This is a genomic window from Rossellomorea sp. ABR4_012, from assembly GCF_056159545.1.
This window is the reverse complement of the sequence record NZ_JBSWVK010000007.1, coordinates 145078-165557: the sequence shown is the minus strand read 5'-3', so window position 1 is coordinate 165557 and position 20480 is coordinate 145078. Positions and strand designations below refer to the sequence as shown.

Below are 20480 nucleotides of genomic sequence, written 5' to 3'. Positions count from 1 at the left end.
ACGGCAATACCGGTAATCTTGACATCAATCTTTATCTAGTTTTCAGAGAATAAAATTCTCTTTAAAAGTACAAAAAAAGTCTTGAAAAATATTTGAAAGACGATATAATAGTACTTGTCCCTAAAAAAGACATCATACATATGTCTGGTGATTATGGCGAAGAGGTCACACCCGTTCCCATGCCGAACACGGAAGTTAAGCTCTTCAGCGCCGATGGTAGTTGGGGGATCTCCCCCTGTGAGAGTAGGACGTCGCCAGGCTAAAATCGTTCCGCAGTAGCTCAGTGGTAGAGCTATCGGCTGTTAACCGATCGGTCGCAAGTTCGAATCTTGCCTGCGGAGCCATATGGAGAGCTGTCCGAGTGGTCGAAGGAGCACGATTGGAAATCGTGTAGACGGTCAACGCTGTCTCAAGGGTTCAAATCCCTTGCTCTCCGCCATAACATATTTACCTGGCCCGTTGGTCAAGCGGTTAAGACACCGCCCTTTCACGGCGGTAACACGGGTTCGAATCCCGTACGGGTCACCAAAGAAGATTTTTCGCCTAAGTGAAAAAAACTTACCATACAAATTGGAGGATTAGCTCAGCTGGGAGAGCATCTGCCTTACAAGCAGAGGGTCGGCGGTTCGATCCCGTCATCCTCCACCATGCTTTTTTACGAAGCGAAGCGGAGTAAAATAAGCGTCCACAATCTTTGCGTAGCGTAGTGAAAACTTCTTTCCTTACTACAAGGAAAACGCTTAATAAAATTATTATCGTCGCGGGGTGGAGCAGTTCGGTAGCTCGTCGGGCTCATAACCCGAAGGTCGCAGGTTCAAATCCTGTCCCCGCAATACCATTGGTCTGGTAGTTCAGTTGGTTAGAATGCCTGCCTGTCACGCAGGAGGTCGCGGGTTCGAGTCCCGTCCAGACCGCCATTTTTCTTGAAATGTTTTAAAATGTTATAGCTCAGTAGCTCAGTTGGAAGAGCACGGTGAAAAATCTTCATCCGATTAATCATCAGCGTACAGCTCGAGCAGCAACTTGAATAATCCTTCTGAGAGCTGGACGATGGACAATTGGATGCTCACTTTAGGAACGAAAAAATTATTATGGCTCAGTAGCTCAGTTGGTAGAGCAATGGACTGAAAATCCATGTGTCGGCGGTTCGATTCCGTCCTGAGCCACCATGTTTTTTTACGAAGCATAGCGGAGTAAAATAAACGTCTTTAATGTTTACCATCTATACAATGATAAGTTTTTTAGCCGAAACTTGATCAGCATTTTACGTGCCGGTGTAGCTCAACTGGTAGAGCAACTGACTTGTAATCAGTAGGTTGGGGGTTCAAGTCCTCTTGCCGGCACCACTGAACAGATGGAGGGGTAGCGAAGTGGCTAAACGCGGCGGACTGTAAATCCGCTCCTTCGGGTTCGGCAGTTCGAATCTGCCCCCCTCCACCAAGCTTTTTTACGAAGCGTCAGCGGAGTAAAATAAGCATCCTTAAAAATTGCGTAGCGAAGCATTAAGCTTTCAAGCGAAGAGAAACAAATTTTCATAGGGGCATAGTTTAACGGTAGAACGAAGGTCTCCAAAACCTTTGGTGTGGGTTCGATTCCTACTGCCCCTGCCAATATGATCATGGCGATTGTGGCGAAGTGGTTAACGCACCGGATTGTGGTTCCGGCATTCGTGGGTTCGATTCCCATCAGTCGCCCCATAAAAGTCACACTATAAAATTCGTGACATATACTAACAATGGGCTATAGCCAAGCGGTAAGGCATCGCACTTTGACTGCGACATGCGTTGGTTCGAATCCAGCTAGCCCAGTAGTATTGCGGAAGTAGTTCAGTGGTAGAACACCACCTTGCCAAGGTGGGGGTCGCGGGTTCGAATCCCGTCTTCCGCTCCATTCATATGGCGCCATAGCCAAGTGGTAAGGCAGAGGTCTGCAAAACCTTTATCACCGGTTCAAATCCGGTTGGCGCCTCCATATGAATGCCGGTGTGGCGGAATAGGCAGACGCGCACGACTCAAAATCGTGTTCCTCACGGAGTGCCGGTTCGACCCCGGCCACCGGTACCATCTGCGGGTGTAGTTTAATGGTAAAACCTCAGCCTTCCAAGCTGATGTCGTGGGTTCGATTCCCATCACCCGCTCCAATCATACATACGATAGACTTTCTCTTTGTGAGGAAGTCTTTTTTGTTTTTCATGATATTGTAAAGAAGCGGTCTGTGATTCTTGGGAAGAAAGCTGCTGGGCTCCATTTCTTTTTATAAAAATTCTAAGTAGCGCAATAAACAGGAATTTGGCGCAATAAATAGAATTTCTGCGCGATTATCGAAAAAGTGGCGCAATAAATGAGATTCCTGCGCAATTATTAGGAAACCTGCGCAATTATTTATGTACCAAGAGAATCCTGTCTGGCAGCAGGCCGAATTTTCACTCTGACACATCGAAACTATAGAATGTTGTTCCTCTATTGTTACGATTCAGACGTTTTCAACTACTTTTTAACAAAAAATCTTTATTCTTCGTCCCTCAACATTAACGATCTACCATCTAATTCGAAAACAACCATCTTCAACTCGACACCACCTATACTCCTCCAAAGCCATCAATAAACCAGTCCACTTCACACCACAAATTCCAGATAACCAAAAACCCTAATAACGAATCCTTACAATAACCAATAAAATCATATAGTCAAAATATTGCACCATCTTTGTCAATTTTGTTGACCTATTTAAAATTAAAACCCCTTTATACTATAAGAAAGCGGTTACATAACAAAGGGGTGGTGATGCGTGTGGAACCAACGTTAAAGACTGGACCAGTAAGTACCCAAGCACAGATCAAGGCAGTGTCAAAGAAGAAGTTTAAATATAAGAGTTTGTTGACGTACGCTGCCTTTGTAGGGCCCGCACTACTCTTTTTCCTAGTGATTCAGATTCTTCCCTTTTTAATGGGAGTCTATTATTCTTTCACTTCCTGGAATGGAGTCAGTTCTGTAGTAGAGTGGGTAGGGTTTGACAATTATAAGCAGATTTTCACGAATGACAAAACGTTTTTTAATTCTTTTATGTTTACGACGAAATTTATGTTTGCTGCCGTTATCATCAGTAATTTAATCGGTTTTGGGTTTGCTTTGCTTTTAAATGCGGCACTTAAAACACGTAATATCCTGAGAACGGTGTTTTTTATTCCAAATGTCATCGGCGGGTTATTATTAGGGTTCATCTGGCAGTTCATCTTTGTTAAAGGATTTGCTTCTGTTGGGAACATGACGGATATCGCATTCTTCAAAATGCCATGGCTTGGTGATGAGAAGACGGCATTCTGGGGAATTGTTATCGTGTTTGCCTGGCAGATCAGCGGTTATATGATGGTCATTTACGTAGCAGCCTTGCAAGGGGTGGATAACTCCCTGTTGGAAGCTGCCAAGATGGACGGTGCATCGAATTGGACGCTCCTGACAAAGATTATTATTCCATTGATCCTTCCGGCATTCACAATTTGCTTCTTCCTGACGATTTCGATGGCCTTCAAGATATTTGATTTGAATATCTCGCTGACCGGGGGAGGGCCATTTAATTCCACTCAGTCTGTAGCGATCAACATTTATCAGGAAGCATTCCAGAATAACCGTTATGGTCTTGGAACGGCGAAGTCCATTTTATTCTTTGTTGTCGTAGCAATCTTTACGACGTTCCAAGTCATGCTGACGAAGAAGAAGGAGGTTGAGGCTTAATGGGCAATCGCTATACAAAGAAGACATTTGTACTTGAGATTATCGGGATATTGCTTGGTCTCATCTTCTTGATTCCCTTTTACTTTGTTTTTATCAATTCTGTTAAGCCGTTTGCAGCCATCCTCATTGATGCAGCAGCATGGCCGAAGGAATTTATGTTTTCGAACTATGCAAAGGTGTGGGACGTCATCAACTTCCCTAGGGCATTCTGGAATTCACTTGTCATCACTGTAGCAAGCAACATCGGCTTAGTGGTGATCAGTTCAATGGCTGCCTGGAAAATGGTCCGGACTCCGGGCAAGTTCAGTAAGATTCTATTTGTTATTTTTGTATCAGCGATGGTCATCCCTTTCCAGACGGTGATGATTCCGCTTATGAAACTCGGAGGTGCTTTGAACCTGACGAACAGCATACCAGGGTTGATTATCATGTACTTTGGTTTTGGAGTACCATTATCCCTGTTCTTGTTTCATGGTTTTGTGAAGACAGTGCCTGTTGAGATTGAAGAGTCGGCCATGATTGATGGATGCAGCCAGTTTGGTGTGTTTTGGAGAATTGTATTTCCTCTCCTTAAGCCGATAACCGTTACAGTCATCATACTTAATACGCTTTGGATATGGAATGATTACCTGCTGCCGCTCCTTGTTTTACAGGATGCTGAGCTGCGTACGATTCCACTTGCTGCAAGTTCATTCTTTGCACAATATACAAAGCAGTGGGATATGGGGCTTGCGGCATTGGTGCTGGGCATTGCACCGATCATCGTATTCTTCCTGTTTTTACAAAAACATATCATTAAAGGAATTGCTTCAGGTTCTATTAAGTAGATATAAAGGTTCTGTTATTCCTACAGGACTTTATATACAATAAATTTATATCAGGGAGGTCAAACCAATTATGAAACGCATTCTTTTACTTCTTACATCTTTCGTTCTTGTATTTGGTATCATCGCAGGGTGTTCTTCAAAAGATACGTCATCAGGAGGTGACGGTGATTCTAAGTCAGGCGATGACGTAGTCACTCTTAACTTGTTCCAATTCAAAGTGGAAATTGCTGATCAGCTTCAAGAGATGATCAAGGAATTCGAAGCAGAACATCCAAACATCAAGGTGAAGCTTGAAACAGTCGGAGGCGGTGCCGATTACGGTGCTGCACTTAAAGCGAAGTTTGCTTCCGGGGAAGAGCCGGATATTTTCAACAACGGTGGTTTTAAAGAGTTAGAACTTTGGCAGGAGAAGTTAGCGGATCTTTCAGGTGAGCCATGGGTGGAGCATGTTCTGCCTATCGGTAAAGTTCCAATGACGGCTGAAGACGGCAAGCTTTATGGTATGCCGGTCAATCTTGAAGGATACGGATTTGTGTACAATAAAGATTTGTTTGAAAAAGCAGGCATCAAAGAAGCTCCAAAGACAATTGATGAATTGAAAGACGCTTCCAAGAAGCTTGAAAAAGCAGGAATCACTCCATTCTCGGCTGGATACGGAGAGTGGTGGGTAATCGGTCAGCATTTACTGAACATTCCTTTCGCTCAGCAGGAAGATCCTGAAGCATTCATCGCAGGATTATACGATGGTTCTGAAAAAATCGTCGGTAATGAAAAGTTCAAGCAATTCAAGGAAGTACTTGATACTGAGCTTAAATATGCAAATGATAATCCACTAACAACAGATTACAACACTCAGGTAACGCTTTTCGCTTCTGGTGAAACAGCGATGCTTCAACAAGGTAACTGGACAGAGAATATGATCACGGAAATCAATCCAGAAATCAATATGGGCTTCCTTCCTATTGCCTTGAACAATGAAGAAAGTGCAAACAGTCTACCAGTTGGTGTTCCGAATAACTGGGTATTAAACAAAAACTCAGAGCACCTTGAAGAAGCAAAAACATTCTTGAACTGGATGGTGTCTTCTGAAACAGGAAAACGTTATATCACAGAAGAATTCGCGTTCATCCCGGCATTTGATAACATCGAGCCTGCTGGACTTGGTGACCTTGGTACGTCAATCCTTGACTACTCTAAAGAAGAGAAAACAATTCCTTGGACTTGGTTCAGATGGCCGGATGGAGCAAATAAAGAATTTGCTGCTGCCATCCAGGAATATGCTGCAGGAAAAATCGACTATGATACTTTACTAGAGAGATTCCAGCAATCCTGGGATAACTTGAAGTAAAACAGAATAAACGGAAGCATGTCTGTAAAGGCATGCTTTCTGTTTATTCTAAAAAGTACTTTACGGGAGGTACGATCGAGGAGGCTCACAGATCACCACCAAAATGCGAAGTCCTGCTTGCACGGAAATCAACTGCGATGGTCAAAGAGCTTTCTTGTTTGAAATATTTCATTATTTTGAAAAAACACTTCATGTATGTACAAGTTGGTATTATACTAAGGATAAGCAAAAAGTGGAGGTACCTTTCCTCATGTTAAAGAACAGTATCCGGAATAAGCTGATTGTGCTCCTTATGATCACCACCATTGTACCTTTCGGCAGCTCCATTGTGATTACATATTTGTACACCAAGAATTCGATAGAAGATCAGGTGGTGGCGGAGAGCAGGAACTTGTTATATCAGGGGAAGATTAATCTAGAGAGCTATATTAATGAATTAAATGATTTGACTTTATCCCTCTATAATAATCCTGATTTTATCAACTACATGAGAAACCCGGGTCAGGGGGATGATTACCTGACGATCGGGATTGTGAAAAATGTTGTGCAAACGATTTTATACACTGCGGATACGATCAACGGGGTAAGGATTTCGTTTGCGGAAGAGGACAGAGTCATCTCAGCTACTAAACGTTCAAACGTCGTTTTTTCAAGTGAAAAGAACGAGACAGACCAAGAAGCATTTCTAAGTGCGGAACGCAGTCCGTACAATATGTATATTGAACCGGCTTTTCCTCAGCAGGAGAATGAAATCAAGCGTACAAGAAATATCATCACGATCCACAGGGCGTTCAGGAATATTCCTGATGATGAGGTTCTCGCCTACATATCCCTTGAGATATCCCCGGAGAAAATCATTGATTTAAGCCGGAATTTATATACGGAAGAGACCGAAGAATTTTATCTTCTGACACCTCAGGGTGAAATGATATACAGCTCCGACCTTGATGTGTCGGATGATCAAAATAACCAGAAGTGGATCAAACGCATCGTTGAGGGTAAAGAACTTGCAGGGACGCTTGAATGGAAAGAAGATGATTTCAACGGGGTGATCATGTATGATCAGCTGCCTGTATCGGCAGGGGGGTGGATCCTTGCGAAGCGGGTCAGTTATTTGAACCTTTACGAAAGCGCCTTCAGTGTCGCGAAAATCAATATTCTATTTGGTATCCTTGGATTGACGCTGGTCGTGCTTGCCACATTGTTCGTGTCATTCAAGATCACATCGCCGATCCGGGTTCTTCTAAAGAATATCCAGCAAGTGGAAAAAGGGAATATGAATGTACAGTTCCCGTCGTTCGGTCCAGATGAAATCGGTTTGCTGGGATTCAGGTTCCAACAGATGATCGAACGGATCAATACGTTGATCAATCGTGAATATAAGCTCGAGCTTGAGAATAAGAACAACCAATTAAAAGTGCTGCAATCCCAAATAAACCCTCACTTTTTATATAATGCACTTCAATCCATCGGAACGGTGGCGTTGAAGAATAAAGTGCCGCAAGTTTATACCCTCATTACCTATCTCTCGAAAATCATGAGGTACGGAATGAATATGGAAGAAGATATGGTTCCGCTCGATAAGGAAATCAGTTATACAAAGGCATTTCTTCTTCTTCAAAAAGAGCGGTTCGGGGAGAATCTTGACTATACTATAAAAGTGGATGAACGGGTAACGGACGCTGCCGTCCCTAAGATGATCCTCCAGCCGATCATTGAAAACTATTTCAAGCATGGTTTTGATATCCGTGATGGGATAGGCAGGATCGAGCTTGTCTGCATGAGTGAAGATGATCAGCTCGTCATCACCATAAAGGACAATGGCATTGGGGTGACCCAAGAACGATTAGAGGAAGTATATGCACATTTCAGAGCTGCTGCCTTAAATAAAATCGGGGATGCCACGAATATCGGATTAAAGAACGTATTTGTACGCTTGAAGCTTTATTATGATGATAACGCAGTGTTACTCCTTGAAAATCCTGACGAAGGAGGCTTTAAGGTCACCATGAAGCTGCCAATAAAGATGGAAGGTGAAGCGGATGAAAGCAATCATCATTGACGACGAAAAACATGTGCGTGAAGGGTTACTTTTATTAGCTGAGTGGGATCAATACGGAATTCATACTATCCTTGAAGCAGAAGATGGCGAGCAGGCAAAGAAACTGATCACCGAGCACCGGCCGGAAATTATCTTCACGGATATGAGGATGCCGAAGCTTGATGGTATCAGTCTCTTAAAGTGGCTGCATTCTTCCGATATCAAAAGCAAAACGATTGTCGTGAGCGGATATGATGATTTTGAGTATATGCGAAATGCGATTTTTTATAAAAGCTTTGATTATATCCTCAAGCCGATTGAACCGGATGTGTTGAATGACACATTGGAGAAAGCGGTCAATGAATGGAAGGAACAGGTGCGCTCGAGAAAATACCTGGTGGAAGAAAACAGGGTAATAAATGAAGTGAAGCCGCTTTATTGGGACCGGTTGTTTTCAAACCTGTGCAATGCTGAAGTCATTCCTGAAGCAGCGGAGGAAAAGATTGAAAATGAATTCGGTGTTGTATTCAGTAAACTGCAAAAGACAGCTGCACTCATTCCGATCAAGCCGATTGTCATGAAATCATTTCAGGGAGACAAAGATCTTGCCTTCTTCACGTTGACGAATATTTGCAATGAGCTGCTGAGAAAACATAATGACGGAGTTTGTTTCAGGAACATCCATAAAGATGAAGAGCTCGTCATTCTCTTTTGGAACGATAAGAACGTTACATTTCTACTGGATGAACTTTATTCGTTGATTTATCAATTCAGCAAAATCTGCATCACGATCTCTTTAGGGGAGAAATCATTGAACCTGAAGGAAACTTATACTTCCTCTCTGGAAGTGTATATGAAACATGATTTAAGAAAGTCGGATAAAATCATCACGTCTGGTGGAAAAACTAAACCGCTGCTGCACTTATTAGACTATTCCAATGACTTGAAATGGACGATCCGTACAGGCAGTCCTGCTGCGGTTGAATCCTCACTCCAGCAAATCTTTCAGACTTTGGAAAACAGGCATACGCTTTCCCTGGAGCAGATTGAGATTTGGGAAAATCAATTTGAACTGCTCCGGAATAATTGGTTGAAAGAATATGAGATTGAGAGTCGGTCCTCTTTTTACAACGGAGTGGATTATTGGAGTGAAGAGGGGGCATTTTCACTTCAGAAATTCAAAGAAGAAAAAATGAAAGAATTTAACGAATTGGTCGAAACCTTAACTACGAAGAAATATCAGAAAGAGAAAAACAATATGCAGAGAATCGAAGAGTATTTGCAGCAGCATTATCAGGAAGATGTGACCCTGCAGGAAATAGCCGATACATTCTTCCTGAGCAGGGAATACATTTCAAGGAAATTCAAACAGGAATACAAGCTGACGATCACGGATTATTTAACGAATATCCGCCTGGAAAAAGCTATGAAACTATTAGAAAACCCTTATCTCAAAATATATGAAGTTGCCTATGGGGTTGGGTATGTAAATGAAAAATACTTCAGCAAGGTGTTCAAAAAGCAAGTAGGGATTACGCCAAATGAATTCAGGCAGTCCCTGCTAAAACATAACTGATGGAGGTCAAATCATGATAAACGTTACAGTATGGAATGAGAATCGTCATGAACAAAAAAGCGAAAAGGTGCGCGAAGTGTATCCGGAGGGAATTCACGGAACGATTGCGTCATTCCTTGGTGAGGAATCCTTCAACGTCAGGACCGCAACATTGGATGAAGAGCAGCACGGGCTGACAGATGAGGTATTGAATTCAACGGATGTCCTCCTTTGGTGGGGGCACATCGCCCATGATGAGGTCTCGGATGATGTAGTTGAAAAAGTGAAGCAGCGCGTCCTTGACGGGATGGGACTGATTGTCCTCCATTCCGGCCATTTCTCTAAAATTTTCAAAGAGCTGATGGGAACATCCTGTGACCTGAAATGGAGAGAAGCCGATGAAAAAGAACGCATCTGGATTGTCGACCCGAGTCATCCGATCACAGCCGGTCTGGGGGAATACATCGAGCTTGAAAAAGAAGAGATGTACGGGGAGCATTTTGATATCCCGGCACCCGATCAATTGGTGATGGTGAGCTGGTTCGAAGGCGGGGAAGTGTTCAGAAGCGGATGTACCTATCAGCGCGGGAACGGGAAGATCTTCTACTTCCGTCCAGGCCATGAAACATATCCTACTTATTACAACCGGGAAGTCCAAAAAGTGATCATCAATGCAGTGGAATGGGCAAAGCCTGTAGAACGTAACAGGCCCGTTTACGGGAATGCAAAGCCGCTTGAAGAAATTAAAGGAGCTAACTAAAGGAGGAAGTAACATGAGCAAATTAAAAATTGGTGTAATTGGTTGTGGAAGTATCGCCCAGCATCGTCATCTGCCTGAATATGCAAGCAACAAAGATGTTGAAATAGTGGCTGTGTGTGACATTGTGGAAGAACGAGTTAAGAAGACAGCTGAAAAATATGGCGCTGAAGCGTATACCAGTTATAAAGAACTTTTTTCTAATCATGAAGTGGAAGCAGTAAGTGTTTGTACGCCGAATTATTTGCATGCACCGATTTCGATTGCCGCACTGAATGCAGGAAAACATGTTCTATGTGAGAAGCCAATGGCGACGTCGGTTGAAGAAGCGGAGAGTATGATTGCAGCTGCTGAAAAAAACGGCAGAAAATTGATGATTGCCCATAACCAGCGCTTTGTTCCTTCGCATCAAAAAGCAAAAGAGCTGATTGAAAAAGGTGAAGTCGGCAAGATTTACAGCTTCCGTTCTGCATTTGGCCACGGCGGCCCTGAAGGATGGAGTGCCGATGGCAAGGACAGCTGGTTCTTTAAGAAAGATGAAGCATTCATCGGGGCGATGGGGGATCTTGGAGTACATAAGACCGACTTGCTTCGTTATGTGCTTGGTGAAGAATTCGTGGAAGTGGGCGCGTTTGTGGAAACAAGTGCAAAGGAAAATGCCGATGTTGATGATACAGCTGTTTGTGTGCTGAAAACAGAAAACGGGACGATCGGGACTCTTGCTGCCAGCTGGTCATATGTGTCAAAAGAGGATAACTCAACGATTATCTACGGAGAGAAAGCGATTCTACGCTTAGAGGATGATCCGGTACATTCATTAGTTGTTCAATATGCGACTGGTGAAGTGGTCAGATATGAACTTGGCGGCATTCAAACGAATGAAGACGGAGGCCAGACGAACTCGCGCGTGATTGATCAGTTTGTTCAGTCCGTGCTCGGGGATACCGAACCGCCTGTCAGCGGAAGTGAAGGAATGAAGTCTCTGCAGGTCGTGTTATCTGCGCTTGAGTCAAATGAAACGAAAACAATTGTAAAACTGTAACTTGAGGTGAATGCAGCATGTCAAAACTTCGAATGGGGATCATCGGGGTTGGCGGGATTGCACAAAACCGGCATATCCCTACGTTCAAGAAACTGTCAGAAACGGTCACACTGGAAGCGGTCAGTGATATAAACGCATTGACGGCCCAAAACGTGGCAAAAGAATTTAATATCCCTAGAGTATTCAGTGACTACCGCGACATGTTCGAGCATGTTGATGCCGTCACGATCTGTACTCCGAATAAATTTCACGCGGAAATCACGATTGCGGCCCTAAATGCGGGTATCCACGTATTCTGTGAAAAACCAATGGCGATGTCACCTGAAGAATGTCAGGCGATGATCGATGCAGCAAATGAATCAGGAAAAGTATTGGCGATCGCTTATCACTATCGGTTCATGAAAGATTCCCGTGCTGCAAAACGATTCATCACTGCAAACGAAATCGGCGAGCCGATCGTCGCAAGGGCAAGAGCAATCCGCCGGCGCAAGGTGCCAGGCTGGGGCGTATTCACGAATAAGGAGCTGCAGGGAGGTGGAAGTCTTATTGATTACGGCTGTCACTTCCTGGACCTGTCGCTTTGGCTGCTCGGGAATCCAAAGCCTGTCGTGGTGACTGGCACAGCTTATAACAAGCTCAGCAGAATGCCTGGAGAAGTCAATCAATGGGGAGACTTCGACCGTGAAAACTTTGAGGTCGATGACCATGTGACGGCTTATATCAAGTTTGATAACGGTGCATCGATGCTTTTTGAAACATCCTGGTCCGCCAATGTGAAAAGCGATGAAGAAAGCTTGAGTATATCGGGGGAAACAGGCGGTGTCGATCTGTTTCCGCTGCACATCAATCAAATGAAGCACGGAATGCTCTTAAACAGCGGGGCTGACTGGATTCCCGGTGAAGACGATCCGAGCCTTCCTCAAGCCGAGAATTTCATCAACAGTTGTCTCGGGCTTGAAGAGCTGATTGTAAAACCGGAAGAAGCGATGGCTGTTTCCATGATCGTCGATGCGATTTATAAAAGCAGCGAAACACGCCAAAGCATCACATTGAAATTGGGGGAAGCATAGATGAAATTAGGTGTATTTACAGTATTATTTTCTCAGAAGAATCTAGATGAAATGCTTGATTATGTGAAAGAATCAGGCTTGCATGCGGTCGAAATCGGAACCGGCGGCTATCCAGGAAATGCTCATTGCGACCTCGAAGCCCTATTGGAAAGTGATGAAAAGCGAAATGAATACTTACAGAAAGTGACATCGCGCGGCCTTGAAATCAGTGCCTTCAGCTGTCATGGCAACCCGATTTCACCGGATTCTGCGTTTGCGGAAGAATCGCATGCAGCTCTTGAGAAGACCATCAAGCTCGCTGGTTTGATGAACGTGCCCGTTGTAAACTGCTTCTCGGGAACAGCAGGCGATCATGAAGGTGCCAAGCATCCAAACTGGCCAGTATCTCCATGGCCGAATGAGTATGGCGATATTTTGAAATGGCAATGGGAAGAGAAGTTGATTCCTTATTGGAAGAAGATGGGGCAGATTGCTGAGGAGCATGGAGTGAAAATCGGCCTGGAGCTGCACGGCGGGTTCCTGGTTCACACTCCATATACGTTGCTGAAGCTCCGTGAAGAAACATGTGACGCAATCGGTGCCAATCTTGATCCAAGTCACCTCTGGTGGCAGGGGATCGACCCGGTGGCTGCGATCAAGATTCTTGGAAAAGAAAATGCCATCCATCACTTCCATGCAAAAGACACGTACATCGATCAGGATAACGTCAACATGTATGGTTTGACGGATATGCAGCCGTATGGGAACATCCAGACCCGTGCGTGGTCTTTCCGTTCGGTAGGATGCGGCCACAGCCTCCAGGAATGGTCAGATATGATGAGTGCACTGCGCACATTCGGATACGATTATGTGGTAAGTATTGAACATGAAGATCCGCTCATGTCGATCGAAGAAGGATTCGGGCGTGCTGTCAAGAATCTGAAATCGATTTTGATCGAGGAGCAGCCGTCGGATATGTGGTGGGTGTAAAGACCTTGTTAGTCGGAGAGGATCCTTTAGGGTCCTTTTTTTATTGAAGAGTTGATGCCGTTTGCAATATTTGTTAAAACGAGAGATTAATTCTGGTTTCTCATAGATTGTTGCCGATTTCTCATAGTATAATGGCCTTTTCTCGTAGATTATTGCGTAAAACTCATAAATTAATCACCATTTCTCATAGAATAAAAAGTTTTCGTCCATCCTCATCACTCTTTTTAGCCAAATAAAGCCGGAATCCCTGCTTTCTGACAGAGATTCCGGCTTTCAATTTCAAAAATCATCCGCTTACCACTTCACAAGTGCTCTCGCCGCCATGAATCCCGATAAACATATCCATTAATGACTTCGTCAGCTTCTCACCTTCCTCTATAGGAATCGAAGGCTTCAAGAAAATGATCTGAACTGCATTTTTTGTTGCATTTCCGACAGGTGCGCGGTTGGAATCAACGAAAGGGCTGCCGAAAGGACCATTTTCATCTTCTGCAATGATCAAGTTCTCCAATGAGTTTTCACGTCCGTTCAGTCCTGTATAGGTATCTCCGTGCTCACCAATTCTTAAGCTGATAGTTTCACCTGCCAGCCTATCCAGATCATAAATCCCGATCGGTACTTCATACTGTAGTGAAAAAAAGTTATTCAAATCAATAGCCGAGTTGATAGTGGTAAGATAATTCTGCTTTTTTATACGGCGGTAAAGGGCTTCAGCCGAATGACGGTAGCGGTTAGGGTCTTTGCCCGTTTTCTTGAATACATCCCGCCACTCTCTCACCCCATCGATATCGGTCACATTTTTTTCCTGAAGATCGAAGAAAATGGACTCTTGAAATAACTGAAGCCTGCCTTTCAGCATTTGAGGGGATTCCCCGACTTCGATATCATGGTAATGAATGACGCCTATTTTAAAATTGGGAATGGTTGAAGTGATTGAAGAATCAATTGTTATTTCCATTTTTTTTCCTCCACATTTTGTTTAAAATAGTTTATCATAATACTCGTCTGTAATCATTTTTAACGTATTTACTAGTTTTTATATATACGGAAAGGAGGCGGTTGCTTTGGATTTCGATCAATTAAAACAGGATATCATCGACTACAGTAAAGAAATTGGGATTGATAAGATAGGCTTCACTACAGCAGACACTTTCTCTGAAATGAAGAACAGGCTGCTTCGGCAAGAGATGCTTGGATATCAATCAGGTTTTGAAGAAAAGGACATAGAGAAGCGGGTCAATCCTTCACTCATTTTCGACGGACCTAAATCGATTATCGCCATTGCTCTTGCCTACCCTTCCAGAATGAAGGATGCACCACAAAGCAAAAGGGGTGAAAGACGGGGCATTTTCTGCAGGGCTTCATGGGGTACCGATTATCATCATGTGCTGCGGGACCGTCTTGCTAAATTAGAAGAGTATATTGTTTCACGTGTTCCTGAGGCACGTTTTAAATCGATGGTGGACACAGGTGAACTTGTTGACCGGGCGGTTGCTGAGCGTGCGGGGATCGGCTGGAGTGGTAAAAATTGTTCCATCATTACACCGGAGTTTGGATCATATGTGTATCTGGGTGAAATGGTTACAAACCTTCCTTTTGCACAGGATGAACCGATGGAGGATCAGTGCGGGACATGCAATATATGTGTGGACGTGTGTCCTACAGGGGCTTTGATCGAAGGCGGCCAGCTGGATGCGCAGAAATGCATCGCATTTTTAACACAGACAAAAGGTTTCCTCGCTGATGAATACCGGGTGAAGCTTGGAAATCGATTATACGGTTGTGATACCTGTCAAACTGTCTGTCCCGAAAATAAAGGGAAGGATTTTCATTTTCATGAAGAAATGGAGCCGGACCCGGAAATTGCGAAGCCATTGTTAAAACCGCTGCTCACAATCAGTAACCGTGAATTTAAGGATAAGTACGGGCATGTATCTGGTTCATGGAGAGGCAAGAAGCCGATTCAGCGGAATGCAATCATTGCGCTTGCTCATTACAAAGACGAGACAGCGATTGAAGATTTAATTAAAGTAATGGAAAACGATGTGAGGCCGGTGATGCGTGGAACTTCCGCCTGGGCACTTGGGAAAATTGGTGGAAGAGAAGCTGAAAAAGCATTATTGAAACAAAAAACAATTGAAAGAGACGAAGACGTTCTTGATGAAATCGAAAAAGGTCTTCGACTGTTTGCCCCGGATGCGGGATAAGGATAAATCCATTTAAGAAATGGATTTATCCTTTTTTGTTGTGAACAGAGTGTTTCCCTCATAGATATGAAAAGAGGAGGGAAGGCGATGATCAGAAAACTTCTGATGGATAATATCAATCATGTGATCAGTGAGTACACAACTCGAGGACAAACAGAATTTCAGCATGATAAAGTGAAAAAAAAGAAAGAATCGTGTGAGAAACGGCATGCTGAAATCGTCAAAGTGGAAGCGGCCGGCAAAATAAATGAGCTTTCCATGATGTCCGATGAGACCCAGACAGTCCTCTATGATGTTCATTATAAATACTTAGTGAAACAAGGGTCATTTATATATTTAGAAGAGGAAGTGGAAAATCGGAGAGCGGTCTATTATGACGGCAGACTATATAATGATGGGGAAGTTCCCGCTGCGGTTGACGTCACAAGTACTGAAGAAGAATTTCCTGAAGGAAAGGATGAAAATAGGTTTTCGTATCAATATGACAGATTGAAGGCTGTTCAATACGCAGAGAAATGGTGGAACACGTTCAACCCGGAATATCGGAAGTTTGAGAATGACTGTACGAATTATATTTCTCAATGCCTTCATGCAGGCAATGCACCAATGAGAGGGTACCCGACACAGGGAAAGGGATGGTGGATGAGAAATAATAGCTGGAGCTATAGCTGGACGGTTGCGAATGCGATGAGGCTGCATCTGCCTGCATCAACCGTCGGACTTCGTGCAAGAGAAGTGGAAGGTCCGCATAAGCTGAAGCTGGGCGATGTCATTTGCTATGATTTCGAGGGAGACGGCCGCTTCGACCATACGACGATTGTGACAGGCAGGGATGCCGACGCCATGCCATTGGTGAATGCACACACCTTCAACAGCAGAATGAGATATTGGAAGTATGAAGATTCGACTGCTTATACCCCGAACATCAAATATAAGTTTTATACGATTGTTGATGACCGTTAAGTATTGTCCTCCCGTGGATAAATGGTATAATGTCACATAGAGTTTTATGAATGAGGTGACATACATGGGAGTACATGTTGTATTATATCAACCAGAAATTCCAGCCAATACAGGAAATATCGCCAGAACGTGTGCAGCGACTGACACTACGCTGCATTTGATCCGTCCACTGGGTTTTTCGACGGACGATAAAATGCTGAAGCGGGCAGGGCTAGATTACTGGCAGTTTGTGAACATCGTATATTATGATTCACTCGATGAATTTTTTGAGAAAAACGAAGGCGGAGAATTCTTCTATCTAACCAAATACGGGAAAACACCGCATTCCGATTTTGACTACAGTATCGAGGAGAAGGACTACTTTTTTATATTCGGGCGTGAAACAACCGGACTGCCGGATGATGTAATCCAAAATAATCTGGACCGGGCACTCCGGATCCCGATGAATGAGAATGTCCGTTCACTGAACCTGTCCAATACGGCAGCCATTTTAATCTACGAAGCGCTCAGGCAGCGTAACTATCCCGGCCTCCACAGAGAATTGCCGAAGTAATAAGCAAGGAATGAGAATCATATGATTTTCATTCCTTTTTTCATTTGGCTTATACTATAGGAAAACCCAAATGAAAAGGAGATTTACATATATGAACCAGACAATTGAAACCATCTTGAATCACCGCTCGATCCGAACGTTTAAAGATCAACCATTGACTGACGAACAGATTCGTACCATCGTTCAAAGTGCACAAGCAGCAAGTACTTCGAGTTATATCCAGGCGTACACCATCATCGGAGTGAAGGATTCCGTTAAAAAGATAAAACTTGCCGAACTAGCGGGGAATCAAAACTATGTTGAAGAAAATGGACACTTCTTCGTGTTCTGCGCTGACTTGCATCGTCACGAGAATATTGGTAAATGGGAGAACGCTGATGTGATTCCTTCTTTGGAAAGCACGGAAAAATTCATGGTCGCACTCATCGATGCTTCATTGGCAGCCCAGAACGCTTCGATTGCAGCCGAATCAATGGGGTTGGGCATCTGCTATATAGGAGGAATCCGAAATGACTTGGAAACAGTGAGCGAAGTGCTTGAGCTGCCGCATCGCGTGATTCCGTTATTCGGGCTGGCCGTGGGATATCCGGCTGCAGATACTGACGTCAAGCCGCGTCTGCCGATGAATGCCGTGTATCATGAGGATGCATATATGTATGATGAAGCAGGGATGAAGGCGGAATTGGACCGCTATGATGAGACGATCTCTTCCTACTATCATGAACGTACGGGCGGCAAACGTTCCGACCGCTGGACCGAACAGATGGCCAAAATGCTGTCCGGGAAGAAAAGGATGTACATGAAGGAGTTTGTGGAGAAGCGCGGGTTTGATAAGAGGTAATCTGTAATTTAGGGTTGTGAACTCCGCCGGTAATTTAGCTGAGGGGTGCCTTCTAAAAAGGGGTTTTGATAATAAAACCAGTGAATGTATGAGACGGAGTTAATTCTCCATGTGCTCCATGTGATTTAAATGTTTTATGTTTAAAAAGAAGTAAATAATCCAAAACACCCCGGAAAGCAATTGCTTTCCGGGGTGTTTTCGCAACTATTTAGTTAGAACCTGGCTTGTCGTTATAACCAGCAGTGAAGATTGCTGTTAAAAACGCCGCACTAACACCTAAAATCATTAAAGTACCCATAGTTGGTAACCTCCAGTTTCATATTCCACAGTCTGTCTTTAGTATAGCCTATTTTCTCAAAGTTGTGAATGAGAGAGGAATATTTTTGTGACAAATTCATTAACTTCCATTGCGATTGGGTTCTCTAATGGGCATCCTCTGCCTTCAATCAGGACGAGGAACAGTGGAAATCCAGACGGCACCTTCAAGTAAATAAGAACGAAATACATCTTCTTAACATGTTAGAGTGAACAAGCGCATACAGTATATTAATCGTCTCTCATTAAGCGACAGGGGGAGGTCCATATGGATATTTTAAAAAAAGTTGAACATTACCGCGAAGAAGAAGTAAAACTGAAATGGGAAGGGACGTTTGCTCAGTATCTGGAGTTGTTGAAGGAAAAGCCTTGGATTGGTCAATCAGCTCACTCTAGAGTCTATAATATGATCAAGGATGCTGGAGTCGAAGAAGTAGATGGGAAACGACGATATAAATTCTTCAGCAATCAATTATTTGGCTTGGAAGAGGCGCTTGAAAGACTTGTGGAAGAGTATTTTCATCCTGCTGCTAAACGATTAGACGTGAGAAAGAGAATCCTTTTGTTGATGGGGCCGGTCAGTGGAGGTAAATCGACGCTTGTGGCGATGCTGAAACGCGGTTTGGAACAGTATTCACGCACAGATCGTGGAGCCATTTTTGCCATAAAAGGCTGTCCGATGCATGAGGATCCGCTTCATTTGATTCCACAGCATTTGCGTGAGGATTTCCATCAGGAATACGGAATCCGGATTGAAGGAAATCTTTCACCGTTAACGACGATGAGGCTTGAAAAAGAGTACCAGGGCAGAATTGAAGATGTCCAGGTGGAAAGAGTCTTTTTCTCAGAAGATAAACGTGTCGGAATCGGAACATTCAGTCCATCCGATCCGAAGTCACAGGATATTGCGGATTTGACGGGAAGCATCGACTTCTCGACGATAGCCGAATATGGTTCGGAATCCGATCCGCGTGCTTACCGTTTTGACGGCGAGCTGAACAAAGCGAACCGCGGCTTGATGGAATTCCAGGAGATGCTGAAATGTGATGAGAAGTTCTTATGGCATTTATTATCTCTCACGCAGGAAGGCAACTTCAAAGCCGGCCGATTTGCTCTGATTTCGGCAGATGAACTGATTGTGGCGCATACGAATGAAACGGAGTACCGCTCTTTTATATCCAATAAGAAAAATGAGGCATTGCACTCGCGTATTATCGTGATGCCGGTTCCATATAATCTGAAAGTGACTCAAGAAGAGAAGATTTATGAAAAGATGATCGGGGAAAGTGATGTATCCAATGTGCATGTTGCGCCTCATACACTGCGTGTCGCAGCGATGTTCACCATCTTGACCCGGATGAAAGAACCGAAGCGGGGCGACATCGATCTGATCAAGAAGATGCGCCTGTATGATGGAGAAAGTGTGGAAGGCTTCAACTCAGCCGATGTGGATGAAATGAAAAAAGAGTATCAGGATGAAGGTATGAGCGGTATCGATCCGCGTTATGTGATCAATCGGATTTCATCTACGATCATTCGTAAAGAGATACCGACCATTAACGCGCTTGATGTTCTCAGGGCCCTTAAGGAAGGTCTAGATCAACATCCATCGATCACTAATGAGCTTCGCGAAAGATATCTGAATTTCATATCGCTTGCCCGTAAAGAATATGATGATATCGCGAAAAAAGAAGTCCAAAAAGCTTTTGTGTATTCGTACGAAGAGTCGGCTAAAACGCTTATGGATAATTATCTGGATAATGTAGAAGCATATTGCAACAAAGCAAAACTGCATGATCCATTGACTGGTGAAGAAATCAATCCTGATGAAAAGCTGATGCGGTCGATTGAAGAGCAGATCGGCATATCTGAAAATGCGAAGAAAGCATTCCGCGAAGAAATTCTGATTCGTATCTCAGCCTATGCCCGCAAAGGGAAGCGGTTCGATTACAACTCACATGACCGCCTGCGTGAAGCAATCCAGAAGAAGCTGTTTGCCGACCTGAAGGATGTCGTAAAAATCACGACCTCCACAAAAACGCCGGATGAGCAGCAGCTTAAGAAAGTCAACGAAGTCGTTGCCCGCCTCATTGATGAGCACGGTTATAACTCCACTTCGGCCAATGAACTGCTGCGTTATGTAGGCAGCTTGTTAAATCGTTAATATTGATACCAGGAACGGGATGTGCTGCCGCATCCCGTTCTTTTTTCTGTTTACATATGAAAAGAAAGGGGAATTGTAAAAGCAAGAGGTGATGACA

The 20480-nt window shown here is 43.8% G+C and carries 15 protein-coding genes, 16 tRNA genes and 1 rRNA gene; 31 read left to right on the top strand and 1 reads right to left on the bottom strand.

The features are described from left to right. The first annotated feature begins 143 nt into the window (after positions 1-143). From rrf to ACXAFV_RS21425, 26 genes are all read left to right on the top strand, one after another. Positions 144-260, top strand: a 5S ribosomal RNA gene (gene rrf, locus ACXAFV_RS21550). A 9-nt stretch (positions 261-269) separates the two neighbouring features. Then, positions 270-344: transfer RNA gene (locus ACXAFV_RS21545), tRNA-Asn, on the top strand. A 3-nt stretch (positions 345-347) separates the two neighbouring features. Next, a tRNA-Ser gene (locus ACXAFV_RS21540) sits at positions 348-439 on the top strand. Positions 440-453: 14 nt separating this feature from the next. Next, positions 454-528 (top strand) — tRNA-Glu (locus ACXAFV_RS21535). Between the two features lie 44 nt (positions 529-572). Beyond that, positions 573-648: transfer RNA gene (locus ACXAFV_RS21530), tRNA-Val, on the top strand. Between the two features lie 111 nt (positions 649-759). Further along, positions 760-833 (top strand) — tRNA-Met (locus ACXAFV_RS21525). A gap of 7 nt (positions 834-840) precedes the next feature. Continuing rightward, a tRNA-Asp gene (locus ACXAFV_RS21520) sits at positions 841-917 on the top strand. A gap of 176 nt (positions 918-1093) precedes the next feature. Next, a tRNA-Phe gene (locus tag ACXAFV_RS21515) sits at positions 1094-1169 on the top strand. Positions 1170-1270: 101 nt separating this feature from the next. Continuing rightward, positions 1271-1346: transfer RNA gene (locus ACXAFV_RS21510), tRNA-Thr, on the top strand. Between the two features lie 10 nt (positions 1347-1356). Further along, positions 1357-1440 (top strand) — tRNA-Tyr (locus tag ACXAFV_RS21505). Between the two features lie 96 nt (positions 1441-1536). Continuing rightward, a tRNA-Trp gene (locus ACXAFV_RS21500) sits at positions 1537-1610 on the top strand. Positions 1611-1621: 11 nt separating this feature from the next. After that, positions 1622-1697 (top strand) — tRNA-His (locus tag ACXAFV_RS21495). Between the two features lie 39 nt (positions 1698-1736). Further along, a tRNA-Gln gene (locus ACXAFV_RS21490) sits at positions 1737-1808 on the top strand. A gap of 7 nt (positions 1809-1815) precedes the next feature. After that, positions 1816-1890 (top strand) — tRNA-Gly (locus ACXAFV_RS21485). Between the two features lie 7 nt (positions 1891-1897). Continuing rightward, positions 1898-1971: transfer RNA gene (locus ACXAFV_RS21480), tRNA-Cys, on the top strand. A gap of 7 nt (positions 1972-1978) precedes the next feature. Continuing rightward, positions 1979-2063, top strand: a tRNA-Leu gene (locus ACXAFV_RS21475). Between the two features lie 3 nt (positions 2064-2066). Beyond that, positions 2067-2140, top strand: a tRNA-Gly gene (locus ACXAFV_RS21470). A gap of 643 nt (positions 2141-2783) precedes the next feature. Next, a complete protein-coding gene (locus tag ACXAFV_RS21465; protein ID WP_475129484.1) occupies positions 2784-3731 on the top strand; it encodes a carbohydrate ABC transporter permease in 948 nt (315 codons plus the stop codon). Continuing rightward, complete coding sequence (locus ACXAFV_RS21460) at positions 3731-4558, top strand: carbohydrate ABC transporter permease (protein ID WP_475129483.1); 828 nt, start codon at positions 3731-3733, stop codon at positions 4556-4558. The genes ACXAFV_RS21465 and ACXAFV_RS21460 overlap by 1 nt, the downstream gene beginning before the upstream one ends. A gap of 70 nt (positions 4559-4628) precedes the next feature. After that, positions 4629-5906, top strand: a complete 1278-nt coding sequence (locus tag ACXAFV_RS21455; protein ID WP_475129482.1) for an ABC transporter substrate-binding protein — start codon at positions 4629-4631, stop codon at positions 5904-5906. Positions 5907-6156: 250 nt separating this feature from the next. Beyond that, a complete protein-coding gene (locus ACXAFV_RS21450) occupies positions 6157-7968 on the top strand; it encodes a sensor histidine kinase (protein WP_475129480.1) in 1812 nt (603 codons plus the stop codon). Then, positions 7949-9523, top strand: a complete 1575-nt coding sequence (locus tag ACXAFV_RS21445; protein ID WP_475129479.1) for a response regulator — start codon at positions 7949-7951, stop codon at positions 9521-9523. The genes ACXAFV_RS21450 and ACXAFV_RS21445 overlap by 20 nt, the downstream gene beginning before the upstream one ends. Before the next feature lie 13 nt (positions 9524-9536). Further along, on the top strand, positions 9537-10262 hold the full coding sequence (locus ACXAFV_RS21440) for a ThuA domain-containing protein (RefSeq protein WP_475129477.1): 726 nt from the start codon (positions 9537-9539) through the stop codon (positions 10260-10262). Between the two features lie 13 nt (positions 10263-10275). Then, complete coding sequence (locus ACXAFV_RS21435) at positions 10276-11301, top strand: Gfo/Idh/MocA family protein (protein ID WP_475129476.1); 1026 nt, start codon at positions 10276-10278, stop codon at positions 11299-11301. 17 nt (positions 11302-11318) lie between these two features. After that, positions 11319-12371, top strand: coding sequence for a Gfo/Idh/MocA family protein (locus ACXAFV_RS21430; RefSeq protein ID WP_475129475.1), 1053 nt, complete (start codon positions 11319-11321; stop codon positions 12369-12371). Next, complete coding sequence (locus tag ACXAFV_RS21425) at positions 12372-13340, top strand: sugar phosphate isomerase/epimerase family protein (protein ID WP_475129473.1); 969 nt, start codon at positions 12372-12374, stop codon at positions 13338-13340. It begins immediately after the preceding gene. A 286-nt stretch (positions 13341-13626) separates the two neighbouring features. Here the strand turns inward: ACXAFV_RS21425 and ACXAFV_RS21420 are convergent, their stop codons facing one another. After that, positions 13627-14298, bottom strand: coding sequence for a B3/B4 domain-containing protein (locus ACXAFV_RS21420; protein WP_475129471.1), 672 nt, complete (start codon positions 14296-14298; stop codon positions 13627-13629). Positions 14299-14404: 106 nt separating this feature from the next. Between ACXAFV_RS21420 and queG the strand changes: the two genes are divergently transcribed. From queG to ACXAFV_RS21395, 5 genes are all read left to right on the top strand, one after another. Continuing rightward, positions 14405-15547 (top strand): tRNA epoxyqueuosine(34) reductase QueG, encoded by a 1143-nt coding sequence (queG, locus tag ACXAFV_RS21415; protein ID WP_475129469.1) that lies wholly within the window; start codon positions 14405-14407, stop codon positions 15545-15547. 90 nt (positions 15548-15637) lie between these two features. Next, entirely contained in the window at positions 15638-16510 is an 873-nt protein-coding gene (locus ACXAFV_RS21410) for an amidase domain-containing protein (protein WP_475129499.1), read from the top strand. A 64-nt stretch (positions 16511-16574) separates the two neighbouring features. Further along, positions 16575-17063, top strand: coding sequence for a tRNA (uridine(34)/cytosine(34)/5-carboxymethylaminomethyluridine(34)-2'-O)-methyltransferase TrmL (gene trmL / locus ACXAFV_RS21405; RefSeq protein WP_475129467.1), 489 nt, complete (start codon positions 16575-16577; stop codon positions 17061-17063). A 91-nt stretch (positions 17064-17154) separates the two neighbouring features. Further along, positions 17155-17904, top strand: coding sequence for an oxygen-insensitive NADPH nitroreductase (nfsA, locus tag ACXAFV_RS21400; protein WP_475129465.1), 750 nt, complete (start codon positions 17155-17157; stop codon positions 17902-17904). 583 nt (positions 17905-18487) lie between these two features. After that, entirely contained in the window at positions 18488-20383 is a 1896-nt protein-coding gene (locus ACXAFV_RS21395; RefSeq protein ID WP_446245841.1) for a PrkA family serine protein kinase, read from the top strand. Positions 20384-20480 lie beyond the last annotated feature (97 nt).

Bases quoted from the DNA above. Each gene is read 5' to 3' on its own strand.
- ACXAFV_RS21440 (WP_475129477.1), top strand. From the start codon at position 9,537: ATGATAAACGTTACAGTATGGAATGAGAATCGTCATGAACAAAAAAGC.
- nfsA (WP_475129465.1), top strand. From the start codon at position 17,155: ATGAACCAGACAATTGAAACCATCTTGAATCACCGCTCGATCCGAACG.
- trmL (WP_475129467.1), top strand. From the start codon at position 16,575: ATGGGAGTACATGTTGTATTATATCAACCAGAAATTCCAGCCAATACA.
- ACXAFV_RS21420 (WP_475129471.1), bottom strand. From the start codon at position 14,298: ATGGAAATAACAATTGATTCTTCAATCACTTCAACCATTCCCAATTTT.
- ACXAFV_RS21455 (WP_475129482.1), top strand. From the start codon at position 4,629: ATGAAACGCATTCTTTTACTTCTTACATCTTTCGTTCTTGTATTTGGT.
- ACXAFV_RS21425 (WP_475129473.1), top strand. From the start codon at position 12,372: ATGAAATTAGGTGTATTTACAGTATTATTTTCTCAGAAGAATCTAGAT.
- ACXAFV_RS21435 (WP_475129476.1), top strand. From the start codon at position 10,276: ATGAGCAAATTAAAAATTGGTGTAATTGGTTGTGGAAGTATCGCCCAG.
- ACXAFV_RS21430 (WP_475129475.1), top strand. From the start codon at position 11,319: ATGTCAAAACTTCGAATGGGGATCATCGGGGTTGGCGGGATTGCACAA.
- ACXAFV_RS21460 (WP_475129483.1), top strand. From the start codon at position 3,731: ATGGGCAATCGCTATACAAAGAAGACATTTGTACTTGAGATTATCGGG.
- ACXAFV_RS21450 (WP_475129480.1), top strand. From the start codon at position 6,157: ATGTTAAAGAACAGTATCCGGAATAAGCTGATTGTGCTCCTTATGATC.
- ACXAFV_RS21395 (WP_446245841.1), top strand. From the start codon at position 18,488: ATGGATATTTTAAAAAAAGTTGAACATTACCGCGAAGAAGAAGTAAAA.
- ACXAFV_RS21445 (WP_475129479.1), top strand. From the start codon at position 7,949: ATGAAAGCAATCATCATTGACGACGAAAAACATGTGCGTGAAGGGTTA.
- ACXAFV_RS21465 (WP_475129484.1), top strand. From the start codon at position 2,784: ATGCGTGTGGAACCAACGTTAAAGACTGGACCAGTAAGTACCCAAGCA.